This window comes from Paraflavitalea pollutisoli, from assembly GCF_029360705.1.
In the GTDB taxonomy this organism is placed as follows: domain Bacteria; phylum Bacteroidota; class Bacteroidia; order Chitinophagales; family Chitinophagaceae; genus Paraflavitalea; species Paraflavitalea pollutisoli.
In genome coordinates this window covers 1,045,197-1,062,337 of record NZ_JARKMX010000008.1, presented here as the reverse complement: position 1 = coordinate 1,062,337, position 17,141 = coordinate 1,045,197, and the positions used below count along the sequence as shown (strand labels likewise).

The 17,141-nt window shown below is 52.7% G+C and carries 10 protein-coding genes; 4 read left to right on the top strand and 6 right to left on the bottom strand.

Annotation, left to right across the window (positions count from 1 at the left end):
- Positions 1-38: 38 nt before the first annotated feature.
- The 6 genes from P2W70_RS18105 to P2W70_RS18080 all read right to left on the bottom strand — a co-directional run bounded on the left by P2W70_RS18105 (position 39) and on the right by P2W70_RS18080 (position 9,872).
- Complete coding sequence (locus tag P2W70_RS18105) at positions 39-5,291, bottom strand: FG-GAP-like repeat-containing protein (protein ID WP_276482915.1); 5,253 nt, start codon at positions 5,289-5,291, stop codon at positions 39-41.
- Positions 5,292-5,455: 164 nt separating this feature from the next.
- Positions 5,456-6,133 carry an ATP-binding protein gene (locus P2W70_RS18100; protein WP_276482914.1) on the bottom strand — a complete coding sequence of 226 codons (678 nt, stop codon included), beginning with the start codon at positions 6,131-6,133 and terminating at the stop codon, positions 5,456-5,458.
- The gene (locus P2W70_RS18095) at positions 6,091-7,002 is read right to left on the bottom strand and encodes a tetratricopeptide repeat protein (RefSeq protein WP_276482913.1); all 912 of its coding nucleotides are present in this window, start codon (positions 7,000-7,002) and stop codon (positions 6,091-6,093) included. Before P2W70_RS18095 ends, P2W70_RS18100 begins: the two co-directional genes overlap by 43 nt.
- Before the next feature lie 212 nt (positions 7,003-7,214).
- The gene (locus P2W70_RS18090) at positions 7,215-7,901 is read right to left on the bottom strand and encodes a type 1 glutamine amidotransferase domain-containing protein (RefSeq protein ID WP_276482912.1); all 687 of its coding nucleotides are present in this window, start codon (positions 7,899-7,901) and stop codon (positions 7,215-7,217) included.
- 207 nt (positions 7,902-8,108) lie between these two features.
- The gene (locus P2W70_RS18085) at positions 8,109-8,675 is read right to left on the bottom strand and encodes a Crp/Fnr family transcriptional regulator (RefSeq protein WP_276482911.1); all 567 of its coding nucleotides are present in this window, start codon (positions 8,673-8,675) and stop codon (positions 8,109-8,111) included.
- Positions 8,676-8,699: 24 nt separating this feature from the next.
- Positions 8,700-9,872 carry an MFS transporter gene (locus P2W70_RS18080; RefSeq protein ID WP_276482910.1) on the bottom strand — a complete coding sequence of 391 codons (1,173 nt, stop codon included), beginning with the start codon at positions 9,870-9,872 and terminating at the stop codon, positions 8,700-8,702.
- A 187-nt stretch (positions 9,873-10,059) separates the two neighbouring features.
- Here P2W70_RS18080 and P2W70_RS18075 point away from each other — a divergent pair, with 187 nt between their 5' ends.
- The 4 genes from P2W70_RS18075 to P2W70_RS18060 all read left to right on the top strand — a co-directional run bounded on the left by P2W70_RS18075 (position 10,060) and on the right by P2W70_RS18060 (position 17,093).
- Entirely contained in the window at positions 10,060-10,659 is a 600-nt protein-coding gene (locus tag P2W70_RS18075; RefSeq protein ID WP_276482909.1) for an RNA polymerase sigma-70 factor, read from the top strand.
- Between the two features lie 59 nt (positions 10,660-10,718).
- Positions 10,719-11,849 carry a FecR family protein gene (locus tag P2W70_RS18070; protein ID WP_276482908.1) on the top strand — a complete coding sequence of 377 codons (1,131 nt, stop codon included), beginning with the start codon at positions 10,719-10,721 and terminating at the stop codon, positions 11,847-11,849.
- A gap of 77 nt (positions 11,850-11,926) precedes the next feature.
- Positions 11,927-15,097, top strand: coding sequence for a SusC/RagA family TonB-linked outer membrane protein (locus P2W70_RS18065; protein WP_276482907.1), 3,171 nt, complete (start codon positions 11,927-11,929; stop codon positions 15,095-15,097).
- A gap of 25 nt (positions 15,098-15,122) precedes the next feature.
- Positions 15,123-17,093 (top strand): RagB/SusD family nutrient uptake outer membrane protein, encoded by a 1,971-nt coding sequence (locus P2W70_RS18060; protein ID WP_276482906.1) that lies wholly within the window; start codon positions 15,123-15,125, stop codon positions 17,091-17,093.
- Positions 17,094-17,141: the final 48 nt, after the last annotated feature.

Here is a 17,141-nt window from a genome sequence, read left to right as displayed (position 1 = left end):
CCACACCGGCGCGCCATTTTTTTGTCTGGTAGATTGATTTATTGTTTCATCAACTTGATAATGCTTCTGCCCTGGGCCGATTCTACCATCAGGAAGTAGAGGCCTGGAGCCAGGTTGCTTTGTCCGAAACTGACCGATGAGCCGGCTGGTAATGTACTATACTGTTGGGTACGCACTACTTTGCCATTCATGTTGGTGAGGGTGAACCGCGCACCGTTCAGCGATTGCCCTGTACGCACCGTTACACTGGAGGTAAACGGATTGGGTGAGGACAGGAGCGCGAGTTGTGGTGGCGCCTGATCGGGGTTATTGGCCTGAGGGGGCAACAGGTTCAGCAGGATGTTGACACCACCGGTAGCGGTGTAAGATCCGGAGATTCTGTTGGCGGTTACTACGTCGGGACGTCCATCGCCGTTCATATCGCAGGCCAATACACGCACGGGCTCGGTGCCGCTCACATAATGCGCAGGATTGGCAAGGCTGATACCGCCGGCAGACGTATTGCGGAACATGGATACCCTGGAGTTATAAGTACCATTAGCTGCCAGCAGGTCGGGCTTGCTGTCTCCGTTGATGTCGGTGATGGCCAGGCCGTACACTTCATAGGCCATGTCGTAGTCGCCGGCAGGGATAAAGCTCAGGGTATTACCGCTGCTTGCGTTCTTGAATACAGTAAGTGCAAACTTGGCCGTCGTCTTCAGTTTCGAGATCACCAGGTCGGGCAGGTTGTCGCCATCCAGGTCGCCTGCTGCTACGGCCAGTGAGTAACCGTACAGCGGGATGGGGTGCGCCGCCGCAAAGGAAATGCTGGTTGTGCTGGTGTTACGGTACACATTGGCTTGCAGGCCGTAGTAATCTGTGATCACCAGTTCTGCCTTGCCATCATTGTTGAGGTCGGTCGCCACGATATCGAGCGCTCGTTTGCCGGTTAGGGCCGGGCCGTTGATCGCCACGAAACCGACCGTGCCTGCGGTGGTGGTATTGCGCAATATTTCAACCGAAGCGGTAAAGGTGCTGGCGAATGCGATATCCGGACGTTTGTCGCCGTCGAAGTCCGCAACTGCCAGGCGGGTTGCATCTGTGCCACCATTCACGATCAGGGCTGGTTCAAAGCTGATAGCGCTACCGGTGGTATTATTCACGAAGATCGCTACAGTGCCAAGGCCGCCGTTGGCGGCGCTGTTGCCCGCAACAATGTCCAGTTTGCCATCCATGTTCACATCGGAGACAACGAGTGCATAGGGCTTGTTGCCGGTGGCCAGGTTGATCCTGGAGCCAAAGCTCAGGTTGCCGCTGGCGGTGTTGTTGGCATATACGGCGATACGGTTATTAGCCCCATCGATACCTGCTATGTCGGGATTACCATCGTTGTTGAAATCGCCTACTGCAACACCTTCCATAGATATCCGGGAGTTCAGTTCCAGGCGGGCGGAGAAAGAGGCAGAATCCAGCTCGTTCGTACCACCAAATGATAAAATGAAAGGCGCTTTGCTGTAAGCGGTAGAACGGAAAGCAGTCACTGTGATTGGCTGCCAGCTAACACCGCTGGGTACTGTCACAGTGAGGCTGGTAGTGCTGGCACCTGTTACGGTAGCTTTCGCTGCGCCAAAATAAACAATATTGTTGTTGGCTACGGTGCTGAAATTTTCACCGGTAATGGTTACAGAAGAGCCAGCAGGACCGAACGCTGGAGAGAAGGAGGTGATCAGCGGTTTCATAAAGGTGAATCCGGTAAAGACACTTTCTCCTGTAGAACTGGTTACCCGGATGGCGCCATCATTGCCTTCACCGGCAATAGCCCTGATCTCTGTAGCTGAGATAACGGTATAGGAGGCCGCAGGCAAACCACCAAAGTATACGCCGGTGATATTCGTAAAGTTTACTCCGGTGATGGTTACTTCCGTGCCAGGGCCGCCAACTGTTGGCGATAGGCCTGTGATGGTGGCATTCTGAAGATTGCTGCGGAACACAGAAACTGCAGGCTGATCTTTGTAGTTGACGGCCAGGTCGGTTTGTCCATCGCCGTCGAAGTCGGCAGTATTGATGGTCAGCGCAGCGCCGGTACCCACAAAGTCGATGGGTGCAGCTAGCGTGATCGCCGAGCCTGACGTTTTGTTGCGTAATACAGCAATTACATTGGCGCCGATATCTGCCATGAGCAGGTCTGGCTTGCCATCCATATTGATATCTTCGATAGATAGATCGGTCGTTTCGCGGGCCAGCGTTGTTTCGTCGATAGGCAGGAAACTAAAAACGTTACCGTTCTGCGTGCCACGCAAAATACCCAGCTTACCTTTTTTATCACTGCTGCGGTAAACTAGTGCCAGGTCGGTAAGGCCATCATTGTTAAGATCACCGGCGGCAATGCCACGGTTGGTAGTACCGGATGCGATAGGGTATACTGTTTCTGTACCAAATTGTACATTGCCCAGGGTACTGGTATTGTTGAATACTGATACGCCCAGGCTGGTAAGTACTACGAGGTCGGGGCGGCTGTCGGCGTCCAGGCGGCCGGCCAGCAAGCGAATGTTCTTGGCGCTGTTCCCCAGCGTCCAGGTTTGCGCTGTGGCAAATGAAAGTGTATTGATATCTCCGGTATTACGAATAAGTGAAATGGTCGAAGTTTTATCATTGATACTGGCAATGTCCAGTCGGCCATCACCATCAAAATCCTCGATGACCACCGAAATGGGCGTTTGACCCGGGAATACAGGTACAAACTCGGTAAAGGAAATGTTACCTGGTGTGCTGGTGTTTTTAAAGATCACCAATGGCTGGGCGGTCGTCTGGTGTTTTACAAGCACAAAATCCAGTTTGCCATCTCCGTTGATATCACCGGATACAATCTTGCGCATGTTGTTGCCTGTGGCTATGCTGCTGGCAGCAAATGATACATTGGCAGGTGTGCCGGTGTTTCGGAATATGGAGAACGAATTGGTGATATTGGCTACAATCATATCGGTCTTGCCGTCACCGTCAAAATCGCCGGTGACAACAGATCCCGGTAGGGTGCCGACAGGATAATCCTGTTTAGGCATCAAAGAGCCGCTGTAAAGGGTGTCGGGTGCGGTTGCACTGGTAGGGTTAAAATATGTAAGACTTTTTCCCGAAACGCCATTGACCAACACCGAAACTGGCTGGTAAAGGGCGCCTACCGGTACAGTCACCGTAAGGCTGCTACCGGTAGCAGCCGTAACGGTTGCCTGTGCAGGTCCAAAATACACTCTGTTGTTGGCAGCGGTGCTGCTGAAATTGCTGCCTGCGATCGTCACGGTGCTGCCGATAGCTGCTTTGGCCGGGTTGATCGAATTGATGACCGGAGCACTTGTATAACTAAAGCCCGCGAGGGAGCCACTGCCCAATGGGGTTGTGACATTGACAGCGCCTGTTGCACCACCGGCTAATACGGCTGTAATCTGCGTAGAGGAGTTGACAGTAAAAGAAGCCGCAGCCACACCTCCAAAACTTACGGCGGTGGCGCCCGTGAAGAAATTACCGGTAATGACTACTTCCGCACCGATCACACCGCTGGTGGGTGTGAACGAACTGATCGTGGGTGCGTATGAAAAAGTGAATGTTGCCAATGAGTCGCCCCCAACGGGGCTTTTGATGGCTACCTTGCCACTGGCGCCCATTCCTACAACTGCCTGGATCAATTCAGGAGAAACGATCTCGAATGAACTGGCCGCTACACCGCCAAATTGAACGTTCGTCACTTTGTCGAGGAAGTCGCCATGGATGCTCACTGTCTGGCCCAGGGTAGCTGTGGCGGGTGTAAAAGACGTGATGGCAGGTTTGCCCACACCGTTCTGGAAAACGGAAACCCGGGGAGCACCCAGGTGGGCAAACACCAATTCTGGTTTGCCATCTCCGTTAAGGTCTCCTGCGGTAACCATTTCTTTGGTGAGTGGCTGTGCGAACGCTACATTCTGTGCAAACGAAATGCTGCCAACACTGCTGGTATTGGTTATAATATGAAAAGGCTGACCATTCCAGGCTGAATAGATCAGGTCGGGTTTGCCATCACCATTTACATCGGTCAATGCGCCCGTCAATGGATTAGTAGCCAGTGCCATGGCTGCACTTGAGTCGAGCTGGAAACTACCCGGCGAACTTTGGTTGGTCAGTTTATAACAGTAATTATTGGATACGTCGAGCCCCAGGATGTCGGTCTTGCCATTCCCGTCGAGATCGCCCGCTAGAATCCGCCAGATCCTGTCGGTGTGGCGGTAATGGCCGCTGCCCGCTGCGAAAGAAAGGCTGCTGCCGGTCGAGGTGTTCCTGTATACCCAAATGGATCCGTTGACGAGGATAATATCTTGTTTATCATCGCCGTCGATGTCTGCTACTTCAACGGATTTCATATTTAAAAGGAAGGGCACTACCACGGTGCTGGTTTCGAATGCCAGGTTGCCGGGAGTGCTGATGTTGCGGGTAACATTTACGCCATACATGCTGATGCCGATAATATCGATGTGCCCGTCATTGTCCATATCGGCGAATGTTCCATTGCCGCTGACGGCATTCGTGGAAAATGAACTGGCAAAGGAGATGTTGCCAGGTGTGCTGGTGTTCCGGAAGATATAAGTGGGACCTCCGCCGATGATGATGTCTGGCAGTCCGTCGTTATCCATATCCCGGCATTCGAGCCTGTTCGGATCAGCGCCGCCTACAGGATGGGTACCCACTTTAAGTTGGATCGCCGCTGCAAACGACAGGTTGTTGCCGGTGCCGGTATTGCGGAAAATGGAAAGCGCGAACGAATCGGATATTACTTGCTGACTGCTGGCATTACCCGCTACGATATCGGCTTTGCCATCCCCGTCGAGATCGCAGAGGGTTACTCTTGATAGCCCGGTTTCACGTTGTACCGATAAACTGGGTATGGAGTCAAAGGCATTGCGAAATACCTTGCCTCCGCCTGTGAACGAAACGATAAAAGGCATCCTTGTCCAGACCGCCAGGTTGGTGGTGGTGTTCAAAATCGAAATCGGAGCGTAGGTGGCACCTACGGGTACTGTTACCACGAGTGACGTGCTGCTGGCACTGGTGACAGTGGCCCTGGTTGCACCGAAGTACACCACGTTGGCCGATGGTGTCGTGGCAAAGCCGGTTCCCTGGATCGTTACCGCGCTGCCCACCGGAGCCGAAGCTGGTGAAAAGCTGGTAATGGTGGGTTGCGCCCAGGCAGCCAGTTGCAGGCATAAGGCAGTTAGCAATACACAAATTGCCTTGGCCAGGACAGGCGAAATCGCCTTCCCGGTGGGGCAGGATTTGGGGTTTGGTTTCATGATTCTTACAGGATTGGACGGTAAAAGAATGTGTTTGTGTAGTAACGTTAAATGCTGACCGATAGTATTGCAGCGCCGGGCGGGATGGCTGAATAGATCGCGGGGTCCCGATCCTGCAATAAATCGGGATTAAAATTTGACTGGCCGACAATAAATAAAAACGGTTAAAGGTTTATGCTGGTTGCTGTAGTCCGGGTCTTTCGCAGGAGAACAGGATCGGGGTGAAAATCGATCACCACCGAAGTGCCCGCGCGGGAAGTGTCGATTTGGACATTACCGTTGAATGCGTCCATGCGTTCCTGGAGATCATACAGGCCAAGCCCGGTTCCAGCCTTCAATACGGCTGTGTCAAATCCCCTTCCATTGTCTTCAACAGTCATACTGAACATGTCTTCATGCAGTGACAGTTGTACCAGCGGCTCCTGCTCTTCACCCTGCATCATAGCCTGCAATACGCCGACCTCCTGCTCCCGTTGAAGCGTCAGTATTTTTTGTGCCTGCAGCAATTGTTTTTGCCGGTAGCTCATCCAACCCCATCCTCCGGTCACCAGCAACACCAATATGCTGCCCAGGGAGAAGTAGATCCACGTATTTTTCTTTTTTAGCTCCAGGTCTTTTTGTGCCAGCGTCAGTTCTTTTGCTTTGATGGCTTTGTCTTTTTCCAGCGTCCTGAACCTTGTTTCAAGAGCGTTGACCTTGGTTGCGAGTTCATCATTGCGGACACTGTCGTTGTAGAGTATATAGTTTTTGAATGCATCATTGCTGGCTTCCGCCTCGTTCATCCGGGCATAGACGATCGTCAGCAGGTCGTAGGCACTGGCGAGGTTGCTCTTGTGTCGCAATGCTTCGATACGGCTATTACTTTCAGGGCATAATCCCGTGCCAGTGTATGCTGGTGGAGGTCGGCGTATACCCGGGCGTAGGTCATGTACAGTCCACTGAGGTAGTAAGGATCACCGGTACGGCGCGCCAGCGGCGCCGCCGCCTGCAAATAATACAAGGCCGAATCGTACTGTTGGCGGCCCGTCAGGTCATCAGCCAGGTTTTGCCGGGTTACCTGGCTACCGATCAGGTAACCGATCCGGTCACTGAGTCGCATCGCTTCCAGGGTGGATTGGTAAGAGGCTGCTGCCTGGTGCAGGTTGTGCTGGCCTACCGACCGCGAAATAAGTACGTTCACCAGCCTTTCCGAATCGCCATAACGACGGGCGATTGCTTCTGCTTTATCGGTATAGGTCAATCCTTTCTCGTATTGCTTCAACGACTGGAATACATTGGCGATATTGGTATAGATGGCAGCCAGGTAGTGGCTGGCCGATGCGCGCTCGAGGGCCGCCGCCGATTGCAGGTACAACGCCATCGCTTCCTGCAGCATCTCCTGGAAATGATAGACGTTGCCCAGGTTGTTGTACACCTTGCCGATCTCGAGGTCGTTGCGCAGCGCCTGAAAATAAGAGAGCGCTTGTTCATACAACAGAATGGCAGAATCGTACTGCCCGCGATCGCTGTATACCATTCCCCGGAGGGTGACCGTTCTGCCTTTGCCGAAGGCGTACTGGAGTTGCTGGCTGAGTTGTGCCGCCCGGTCGATCAACCGCAGCGCACTGTCGCCGTCCAGCGGCAGCAGGTCATAACAATAGTCGAGCAGCCGGTTGATGGACGGGGTATCGGCCGCTGTAGCGTTTGCATAGCGCCGGTATTTTTCGTGCACGGCTCCTGGTTGGTGGGCAACGGCGGGAGCTTGCCCAAAAAACAAAACCCATAGCAGGAGGAATCTCCCTGCTATGGGTGGCCACGGATGAAGGTTGTATGCGCACATGGCTGCAAGATACCTTTCACGCAGGCGGATCTGCTGAACAGGTGACTGAGCTGCCAGGAATGACTACTGAACTTGCGGGTGAGCCGGATGAAGTGTAGTGATACTTAAGATCCGGGTTGACTTTTCAGCCCTACGACCAGTGCTTCCCCCACAGCCTTGGCCGATTGCGGATTCTGCCCGGTGATCAGTCGCTGGTCGACGGTAACATGTGGCTGCCAAAGTCCCGACTTTTCATACAGACCTCCGCGTTCGATCAGTTTGTCCTCCATCAGGAAGGGAACGACGTTTTGCAACTTCACCGCAGTTTCTTCTTCATTGCTGAAGCCGTTTACCTTTTTACCCTTCACCAGGTAGTCTCCATTGCTGAGTTTGACATTGACGAGGCCGGCCGGGCCGTGACATACGCCTGCTACGAGACCGCCACGCTCATAGATGGTGGCCGCGATCCGGGCGAGCGCGCCATTGTCGGCCAGGTCCCACATGGCGCCATGGCCCCCTGCGTAGTAAATGGCTGCATATTGGGCGGCGTCTACCTGGCTGGGATTCATCGAATGATCGATCTTGTTATGGTACACTTTATCTTCCCAGAATTTTTTATTGGCGGCATCGTCGAGGTTGAACCCATCTACCGGTGGTGTTCCGCCTTTCGGGCTCACGAAGTCGATCTCGTAACCTGCTTCGTGTAATACTTCCCAGGGATGCGATACTTCTCCAAGATAATAGCCGGTTGGCTCACCGGTGCTGCCTTTTTTGTCGTGGCTGGTAACCACAAATAAGATTTTCTTTTTCATTGTACCTGATTGAATGGTTTGCGCAGTAGTAGTTTGACTGAACATGGCCAGGAGGGCTACTGCGATCCACCTGGTTGTTGGTACGATGTGTTGCATGGTTTACTGTTGATGAACACCACAAAGTTTCATCACAGCAGGCTCCTGGCACAGGAGCTGGCGCACGAATAAAAAGTGATATAGATCACACCGGCGGCAGTAAAAAACGATTTATAGGGCGTAGAGGCGGCTGAGGGTTTCACGGGATACGCCGAGGTAAGCGGCGATGAGCGTTTTGGGCAGGCGCTGGGTAAGGGTAGGGTACTGCTGTATAAACTGCTCATACCGCTCCCGGGCGTTGCTGTCGAGCAGGCTGAGGATGCGGCGTTGCAGGGCTACATACCCGGCGCTGGTCTTTACCCGGAAGCAGTGTTCGATCTTGTGCAGTTCCGAACAGAGTTTCTCGCGGTTGTACAGCGAGAGGCTCAGTACTTCCGTAGCCTCTATGCAGTCGATATTGATGGTGGCCGCGCTTTGCTGGTGAAAGGCCTGGTAATCGGTGATCCACCAGTCCTCCATGGCAAACTGCAGGATATGCTCCTTGCCGTCGGGTGATACATGGGTGGCTTTCAAAAGGCCCTTCAATACAAAATGATCATTCGGCACTGCGTTGCCCTCCTGCACCAGGAACTGGTGTTTCTTCAGCTTTTTGGGGGTGAAGTGCGACAGCACATAGTCAAACTCCGCGTCGGAGAACGGGGTGATGGTGGAGAGGTGCTGTCGTAAAAGATGGCTCATGGCGGTATAAGTTACGAAAATAGGTTATACGCGCTGCGGTGCGGGTTGTTCGATCGCCAGTTTACCTACCATCCACAAAATAAGCAAACCCAACAGGGCCATCAGGCCAAAGGACCAGCGCAGGTTCAATGCTTCCGCGACAAAACCCACCACCGGTGGTACGATGAGAAAGCCAAAATACCCGACGGTCGATACCGCGGCAATGGCCGGCCCGCCACTCATGTTGGGCACCTTGCCCGCCATACTAAAGGTCATCGGTACCACACAGGCTACGCCAAAGCCTACGAGGATAAAGCCCAGCATCGCAATATAGGTATTGGGTACCAAGGCAGCCAGTAACAGGCCGGTCAGCATCAGGGCACCGCTATAGGTAAGCATGCTGCGAATGCCAATACGGCTGGCTACCTGGTCGCCGGAAAAACGACCCAGTGTCATGGCTGCCATATAGATCGCATATCCCGCAGTTGCCAGGCCAGGCGCCGCGCCGGTGGCTTTGCGCAGGTAGATAGCTGCCCAGTCGTACATGGTGCCTTCGCAGGCCATCGAGGCAAAGCACACCAGGCCAAATTTCAACATGGTGCGGTTGGGCAACACAAAACTGCCTTTGCGCTCATGTGGAGCAGGTAGTTGATGGACACTATTCTTGAAAAAATAACAGCACAGGCTCGTTAATACCACACTCACGCCCAGCAGGTGCCAGTGGGTCGACAGGCCGGCAGAAATGGCCAGGGTGCCCAATGCGCCGGCGGCAAACCCGGCCGTACTCCAGATGCCGTGCAGGGAAGCGATGATCGTACGGTCAAACATTGCCTGCACCGCGATCGATTGGGCATTGGCCGAAATATTGAACAGGTTGCGGGATGAGCCAAAGAAGAAAAGCACCGTGACCAGTTGCCAGGTGTGCTCCACAAAACCTACCAGGCACATCATTAAGTTGAACAGCATGGCCCCTCCAAACATCACATAGCGGCTGCTGAAGCGCCGCAGCAGAAAGCCGGTCAGCGGCAACGTCAGCATCAGTCCGGCAGGCATGGCAAACAGCACCGCCCCCAACTCCGCTTCATTCAGCTGCAAATGCTGCTGGATCGAAGGGATGCGGGAAGCCCAGGACGCAAAGCCAAAACCAGACACGAAGAAAAATACGGCAATGGCGATGCGCGCATTGCGGGGAGAAAGTTTTGCCGGGACGTCATCCATAGCGTAATCAGCTTATTATGAAGTCGCAAAGGTAACCAAATCGGATTAGCGCTGGTGGCGAAATTGTCTCTTTCGCAATGCACCCGCAACGGGACAGTACAGCACAGATAATACTTGGCAATCACCTATTTTGCGACGACTAAGAATACTGCTGATCCTTTTCTTGCTTTAACGTGAGCGCTTGCAGATGAATTGCTATACACCAGAACACCGCCAGGAAGGCTTGCACTTCGGTGATCTTCGACAAGAAGCCAGCTTCGGGGCTTTTTTCAAGACCCATTACGCACGCCTGTGTGTGTACTGCCGTTTCAAATACGGGTTCGATAAGGCCGCTGCAGAAGACATTGTCAACACCAGCTTCGGTAAATTATGGGAAGCCCGCCAAACACTCGACCCACACCTTCCAGCTACACCTTATCTCTACAGGATTGTCGACAACCAAAGCCTTAACCAGCTTAAGCATGTCCGCATACAAAACCGCTATGCGGAGCATGTGCTGCGGGGCGCGGGCGTGGACCTCGCCAGCCCCAGCTTTCACAGTGTGGACCTCAAACAGCTAAGGTCCGCCATCGATGGGGCCATCGCCGCCATGCCAGAACAGATGCGCCGTGTTTTCCAGCTCAGCCGAATCGAGGGACTTAAATACACAGAGATCGCCAGCCAGTTGGCCATTTCCGTCAAAACAGTGGAGACGCAAATGACACGCGCCCTGGCCCGGTTGCGCCTTCAATTGGCCAATTACCTCACGCTCTTGCTGCTCATCATCAACGTTTTAGTCAATCACTAAAAAAAACTTTATCCGCTTGTCGGGGTAAAGGCAACAACAGTTGTATTACCATCCAGTACATGGAAACAACCATCACCGACGCACTGCTCACCCGCTTTCTGACCAACGACCTTTCTGCAGCAGAACAGGAGATGGTGCAGCAATGGATGGCCGCCAACGATGAAAATAGAAGGTATTTCCTGGAAATACAGCAAGCGTGGCAACTGGCCGGTATGAAAGAAGTTCTTGACCACGCGCTGGATGAGATCAATGTCGAAGAACGCTGGGCCAGTTTCCGCCAGTCAGTCGCGTCCGATGAACCTGTCACCGCAGAAGAGCTGGGCTGTTCCCAATATGTGGAGTTGGATAATGTCCGTTCAAGAAATCGTTACCGGGTGCCTGCTATCGCAGCCACGGTGCTGGTGGTATTGGGGCTGGGCTGGTGGTTATTACGAAATGATACTGGGAATTCTGTCGCAGAAATGCAGGAGCCTGAACGGGAAATACTGTATACGGTACAACATGCCGTCAATAACACCGGCAAAGATAAAATAATACTGCTGCCAGACAGTTCCATCATTACACTGTCCGACAGCAGCGAGATCACCTACCGCACGCCCTTTGTGCATAGGCGCGACATCACGCTGGTAGGTAAAGCACGTTTCAAGGTGACACACGATACTTCGAGGCCATTTACAGTATTCAGCAAGGAAATTTCGACGACGGATCTCGGTACCGAGTTTACCGTCACTGCCTGGAAGGCGGGTCGCCTGGTAAGTGTTCGTTTGTACGAAGGCGCCATAGTGATCAGGCCGAACAATGCTACACGCACACCCATGAAGAAAGAGGTTTTCCTGGTGCCCGGTCAGGAATTTGTATTTGATGGAACCGCCCGCGTGAGCTGGTTCCGGAAGAAGCAATTGTTGGCGGTGCCGGATCAGGACAATCGTTCTGAGGAAGATCCGCTGATTCCCGACGATGCAGGAAATACCTGGTATATGTTCAATAACCAGCCCCTTGACCAGGTTTTAAACCAGTTGTCGGCACTCTATGCCGTGAAAATCGTATACAACAAGCGCGATGTTCGCAACAGTTATTTCACTGCGAAATACAGGTCGACAGACTCGCTTGGTACTATCCTGGACAGAATAGCCAGATTAAACAAACTAACGGTTACCCTCGACGATAACGGATACAAATTGACGAAGTAAACATAATGAAAACGGATGCCGGTGAAGCGCGAGGCGTAAGCAGGCATCCACTAACCAACACTAAAATTGCACGCCGTATGAAAGAGAAGCTACCCCGATGGCAGGGTATTGCTGCGTTGTTGCTATTCATTGCGCAGCTATTACTCCCTGGTTCTACACAGGCCCAGGAAAGTCTCAGCACCGTAAAGGGCATTGTACATGGAGCCGATAACGCTCCGATTCCCGGAGCCTCGGTCGTGATCAGAAACACTTCCTCCAATTTTACATCAGGTACCAAAACCGACAGTACAGGTTTGTTTACAGCCAGCGTGCCGTCAGGTGGGCCGTATCGCTTTACCATTACTACGGTGGGATTTCAGGAGCAGGTCTTGTCGGGTTATAACCTGAAGGCCGGTACCATCTTTACGCTCGATGTGTCGATGAAGTCAACAAGCCTGGATCTCGACCAGGTGATCGTGATCGGTTATGGAAGCCGTAAAAAATCCGACGTGTCCAGTGCTATCGTGAGTATCGATGCCGAAGAGATTCGTTCCCGTCCCGTGCAGAATGCATTGCAGGCCTTGCAAGGCAAGGCTGCGGGTGTAGATATCACTTCCAACGAGCGGCCCGGCGAAGCTGGCGGCATCCTGATCCGGGGTGTGCGCTCGCTGTCTGCCACCAATGCACCGCTGTATGTGGTGGACGGCGTACCCCTCAATTTTGGAGGTATCAATGCCGTGAACCCCAATGACATCGAGACCATCAACGTATTGAAGGATGCCTCTGCAACTGCTGTGTATGGTTCGCGTGGCGCCAACGGTGTCGTCCTCATCAATACGAAAAAAGGGAAGAACGGAAAGATCTCTCTTGACTACGTAGGCACGGTTACGGTTGAGCAATTGCAAGATCGTACCGAAATGATGAATGCGGCCCAATACATAGAATTCCGCCGCGACGCTTATCGCCGGGTAAAATACCTCAACCCCCTCGCAGCTGCCAATACCACGTATCCCCTGGTGCCCACGCTTGCCGACGATCAGCGCATTTTTGGCCAGGACCCTCTGGCCTGGGCCAACGTGCAAAAGGGATGGGTGAATGGTCAATGGGATGGTAGTCTTGTGGGTACTACCGATTGGACTGACCTGGTAACACAAACCGGTGTCACGCAAGACCACACCATCAGCGTCAGCGGTGGAACACAAAAAGTAAAGACCTACGCCTCTTTTGGTTACCTCAACCAGGATGGTACCCAGCTGGGCCAGGATTATACCCGGTATTCGGCGAAGTTCAATATCGAGATCAACCCGGTCAAATGGTTTACCATGGGTAGCGTGATCACCGCTTCGTACGGCATTCAGAATTTCGGATTTTCGACCACCAATGCCACCGGTCCTGGCACCATCTACGCTGCAGCACAGGGCATGCTGCCTTACGCGATACCGTACAATGAAAACGGACAACGCATCAACCTGCCCGGTGGTGACGTCAATATACTTAACCCGGTGGGCGAAGAAAACTACAACGTCAATCAGCGCAATACGCTGCGTACACTCGGCGCCTTTCACATCGAACTGGCGCCCATCAAAGGATTGCGTTACCGCCTCACCTTTGGGCCCGATTTCAACAACTACAAGAACGGTCGGTACATGGATGCCAAATCCATCAACCGTGGCGCAGGAGAGCCTGGCTCCAGCAACTATGCCCAACTCAACCAAACACAGAGTTTCTCCTGGACATTGGACAATCTGCTTACTTACAATACTTCCATCGGTGGCCTGCATGAAATAGGGGCTACCTTCCTGTACAGCGCTACCGCCGTACGGCAGGAAACCTCTTCCATGACAGCCAGCAAATTGCCCTGGGACAGTCAGAAATGGTACCAGTTGGGTTCGGTAGCAGCGTTGGATAATTTCAGCACCGGCCTTACCGAGAACTCGCTGTTGTCGTATATGGGGCGTGTCAACTACAGCTATGCCAATAAATACTTCCTCGATGCCTATGCCCGTTGGGATGGTGCTTCTCCATTGGCGCCTGGTCATAAATGGGATGTGTTTCCTGCTGCGTCCATTGCCTGGCGCATTGACCAGGAGAAGTTCATGAAGACGGCCGGCTGGCTCGATCAACTGAAACTGCGGGTAGGTGTGGGTGCCGTGGGCAACGCGGCCATCGGACCTTATACGACGAAGGGCGCGGTGCAAACGCTGTATTATTCCTGGGGTAATATCATCGAACCAGGTTATGTGTCATCCGATCCTTCTTCGGCCAATCCGGTTACCATGCCTAACCAAAGTCTTGGCTGGGAGCGTACGACACAAACGGATGTGGGCCTGGAGTTCAGCTTGCTGAAAGGGCGTATCAGCGGCTCATTCGATGTCTATTTTTCCAAAACCAAAGACTTGCTGCTTACCCGGTCGATCCCAACACTTACCGGTTATACCCGCACGCTGGATAATATCGGGGTAACGTCCAACCAGGGCCTGGAAGTGGTATTGAATACCGTAAACGTGCAGACACGTGACTTCAGCTGGACTTCCACGATCAACTTCGCCACCAACCGCGACCGGATCGTAGAACTGTCGCAGGGAAAGATCGATGACATCAATAACGGGTGGTTCATCGGTAAGCGCCTCAACGTGTATTACGACTATGAAAAATTGGGCATCTGGCAGGATAATGAGGCCGATAAAAAAGAGATGGATCTCTTCAATGCGAATATTGCGGCCGTCAACAGCAAGTTTGCCCCTGGGATGATCAAAGTAAAAGACCAGAACGGTGATTATAAGATCGATGCCAACAACGATCGCGTGATCGTTGGCAATCCGCAACCCAAATGGAATGGCGGGCTCATCAACGAGTTCACCTACAAAAACTGGAGCATGAACATCTTTATTTTCTCGCGCTGGGGCTTTACTGCCAATACTGGTGCAGAAGTATTACAGGGTCGTTATGCCCAGCGTCAACTCAGCTATTGGACACCTACTAATGCCTCCAATGTTTATCCGGCGCCGAATTACAACAGTGCTGCCGGCGATGTGTATCGCACTTCGATGAACTACCAGGATGGCTCTTTCGTCAAGGTTCGCAACATTACCCTGGCGTACCGCTTGCCCAATGCACTCGCCACCCGCTTCAAGATGAACAATGCCCGCATCTATGCACAGGTGCTCAATCCCGGCTTACTGTATTCCGGCATCGACTGGACCGACCCCGACCTCGGCACCTCGCAGTTTAACCGCGGTGTGGTAGTAGGCGTAAACGTGGGTTTCTAATTGCTTAACGATTCAAAATGGTTATATGAACAGTTTAAAAAAACTAATCTATATAGGTGCTACAGGTAGCTTGCTCTGCATGACTGCCTGTAAAAAGGATTTTCTCGACGAAAACCTGGTCACGGCCAGAAGCACACAGGACTTCGAGACCAAAGTTGGCCTAGATGGCCTCGTGATCGGTATGTATCAATCGCTGCGCTTCCATTTTAATTACGAATGGGCATATACGACCACCAATTACGGCGTAGATGAATTTACGGTGGGTGGAGACCGTACCATGCAGATGTGGAACTCATACGATGGAAACCTCAATTCGCTTACTGGTGATGCGGCGAGCGTATGGGACAATATGTATGGTGCCATCAACTCGGCGAATATTGTGATCCAGAATGTGCCTTTGTTTTATGACGATGCGAGTACCAAGGATGTCAGGCTGGGAGAGGGGTACTTTATGCGGGCATTCAATTATTTCAAACTGGTAAAACAGTTTGGTGGAGTGCCCATCAAGCTGATCCCTTCCACCACGGTCGAATTTGAATTCCCCCGCAATACCATCCAGGAAGTGTACGAGCAGGTGATCGGCGACTTTAAAAAAGCGTTCGAATTGTTGCCGCCTGCACCCGCCCAAAGAGGTCGAATCACCAAGTGGGCTGCCGCTCACTTCCTGGCAAAGGTATACCTGAACCGTGCCAGTGAGATCAATGCGTCCTGGAACACCGGTACGAAAGCCGCCGACCTCGATGCCGTGATCAACTATGGTAACCAGGTCATCAACAGCGGAGCGCATGTACTGGCGCCCGATTTCAAGGACCTGTGGAATTATACAGGGCCCAACTCTGCCAACGAAGCCCTGACAGAGATCATACTCTCGGCCCAGTTCTCGGACAATACGGCTACGCAAGGTCGCTATGGGAACCAGATGCACCTGTATTTTCCTTCCATTTATCAGACCCTGGCTGGCATGGTGCGGGATATTCCTGGTGGTCGTGAGTTTCAGCGTTGCCGTACCACGGATTATGCCGTCGATGTATACGACCGCGTAAACGACTCAAGGTTCTGGAAGAGCTTTAAAACAAGGTACCTGTGCAACAATCCCAACGGAGCGCCGAAATGGGAAGCGACCAATGCGCCCGATCCCTCCCAGGTCGGTAAAGTAAGATTTACAGGTGGCCAGGAAGCGGTGTTGTACATTGCCAACAATGCAGGCGATACACGCTACACGGCAGACAATATCAAATTGCGCGCGCCGCATATGTTTATTCGCTACTATGCAGGACAGGCAGAAGATCCGAAAGGCAATCACGGCAACTACGATGCTTCCCGCTTTATTACGATGTCGAAGTATTCGGATGGGTCACGCGAAACCGTGGCTTCGCAATTTGGCCGCCGCGACGGCATCCTGGCGCGCCTTGCCGAAACCTATCTCTTAGTAGCTGAGGCTCACGGCCGTAAAGGCGATTACGATGCAGCGTTGCCGCTGATCAACAAGGTACGCGACCGCGCTGCCTTCAAAACGGGTGAAGACCGTTCTTTGCAGGTAGACGGTGGTATCTCCTACAAGAACAATGCGGTTGCCAATACGGCTGCCTGGGTATCCTATTCGGATAAGAATACGTACTACGAATCCAATAACAATATGCCTGTCACCACTGCCAGTACGCTTACAGATATGCATATTAATACCATCGCGGAGATCTTCAGCTCCAACAAAGAGTTTTACGCCAAGTTGGGCATCGCGAGCGACGCCGACAAGTTTGTCAATTTTATCCTCAATGAACGTTCGCGTGAGTTGATGGGAGAATTGCACCGCTGGGAAGACCTGGCGCGTACCAAAACACTGGTAGCGCGTTGCGAGGTGTTCAACAATGAAGCCAAACCGCAGCCCAACAAACATTACCTGCGGCCCATTCCGCAGTCTTTCCTGGATGCGATCAAAAAGAACGGATTGCCACTTACCGGTGAAGAAAAGTCTGCAATGCAGAACCCAAACTGGTAGTAGCTGATAACGGAAAAAACATAGGGCTGGCGCCATCGCCGGCCCTTC

Bases quoted from the DNA above. Each gene is read 5' to 3' on its own strand.
- P2W70_RS18105 (WP_276482915.1), bottom strand. From the start codon at position 5,291: ATGAAACCAAACCCCAAATCCTGCCCCACCGGGAAGGCGATTTCGCCT.
- P2W70_RS18090 (WP_276482912.1), bottom strand. From the start codon at position 7,901: ATGAAAAAGAAAATCTTATTTGTGGTTACCAGCCACGACAAAAAAGGC.
- P2W70_RS18085 (WP_276482911.1), bottom strand. From the start codon at position 8,675: ATGAGCCATCTTTTACGACAGCACCTCTCCACCATCACCCCGTTCTCC.
- P2W70_RS18080 (WP_276482910.1), bottom strand. From the start codon at position 9,872: ATGGATGACGTCCCGGCAAAACTTTCTCCCCGCAATGCGCGCATCGCC.
- P2W70_RS18075 (WP_276482909.1), top strand. From the start codon at position 10,060: ATGAATTGCTATACACCAGAACACCGCCAGGAAGGCTTGCACTTCGGT.
- P2W70_RS18070 (WP_276482908.1), top strand. From the start codon at position 10,719: ATGGAAACAACCATCACCGACGCACTGCTCACCCGCTTTCTGACCAAC.
- P2W70_RS18065 (WP_276482907.1), top strand. From the start codon at position 11,927: ATGAAAGAGAAGCTACCCCGATGGCAGGGTATTGCTGCGTTGTTGCTA.
- P2W70_RS18060 (WP_276482906.1), top strand. From the start codon at position 15,123: ATGAACAGTTTAAAAAAACTAATCTATATAGGTGCTACAGGTAGCTTG.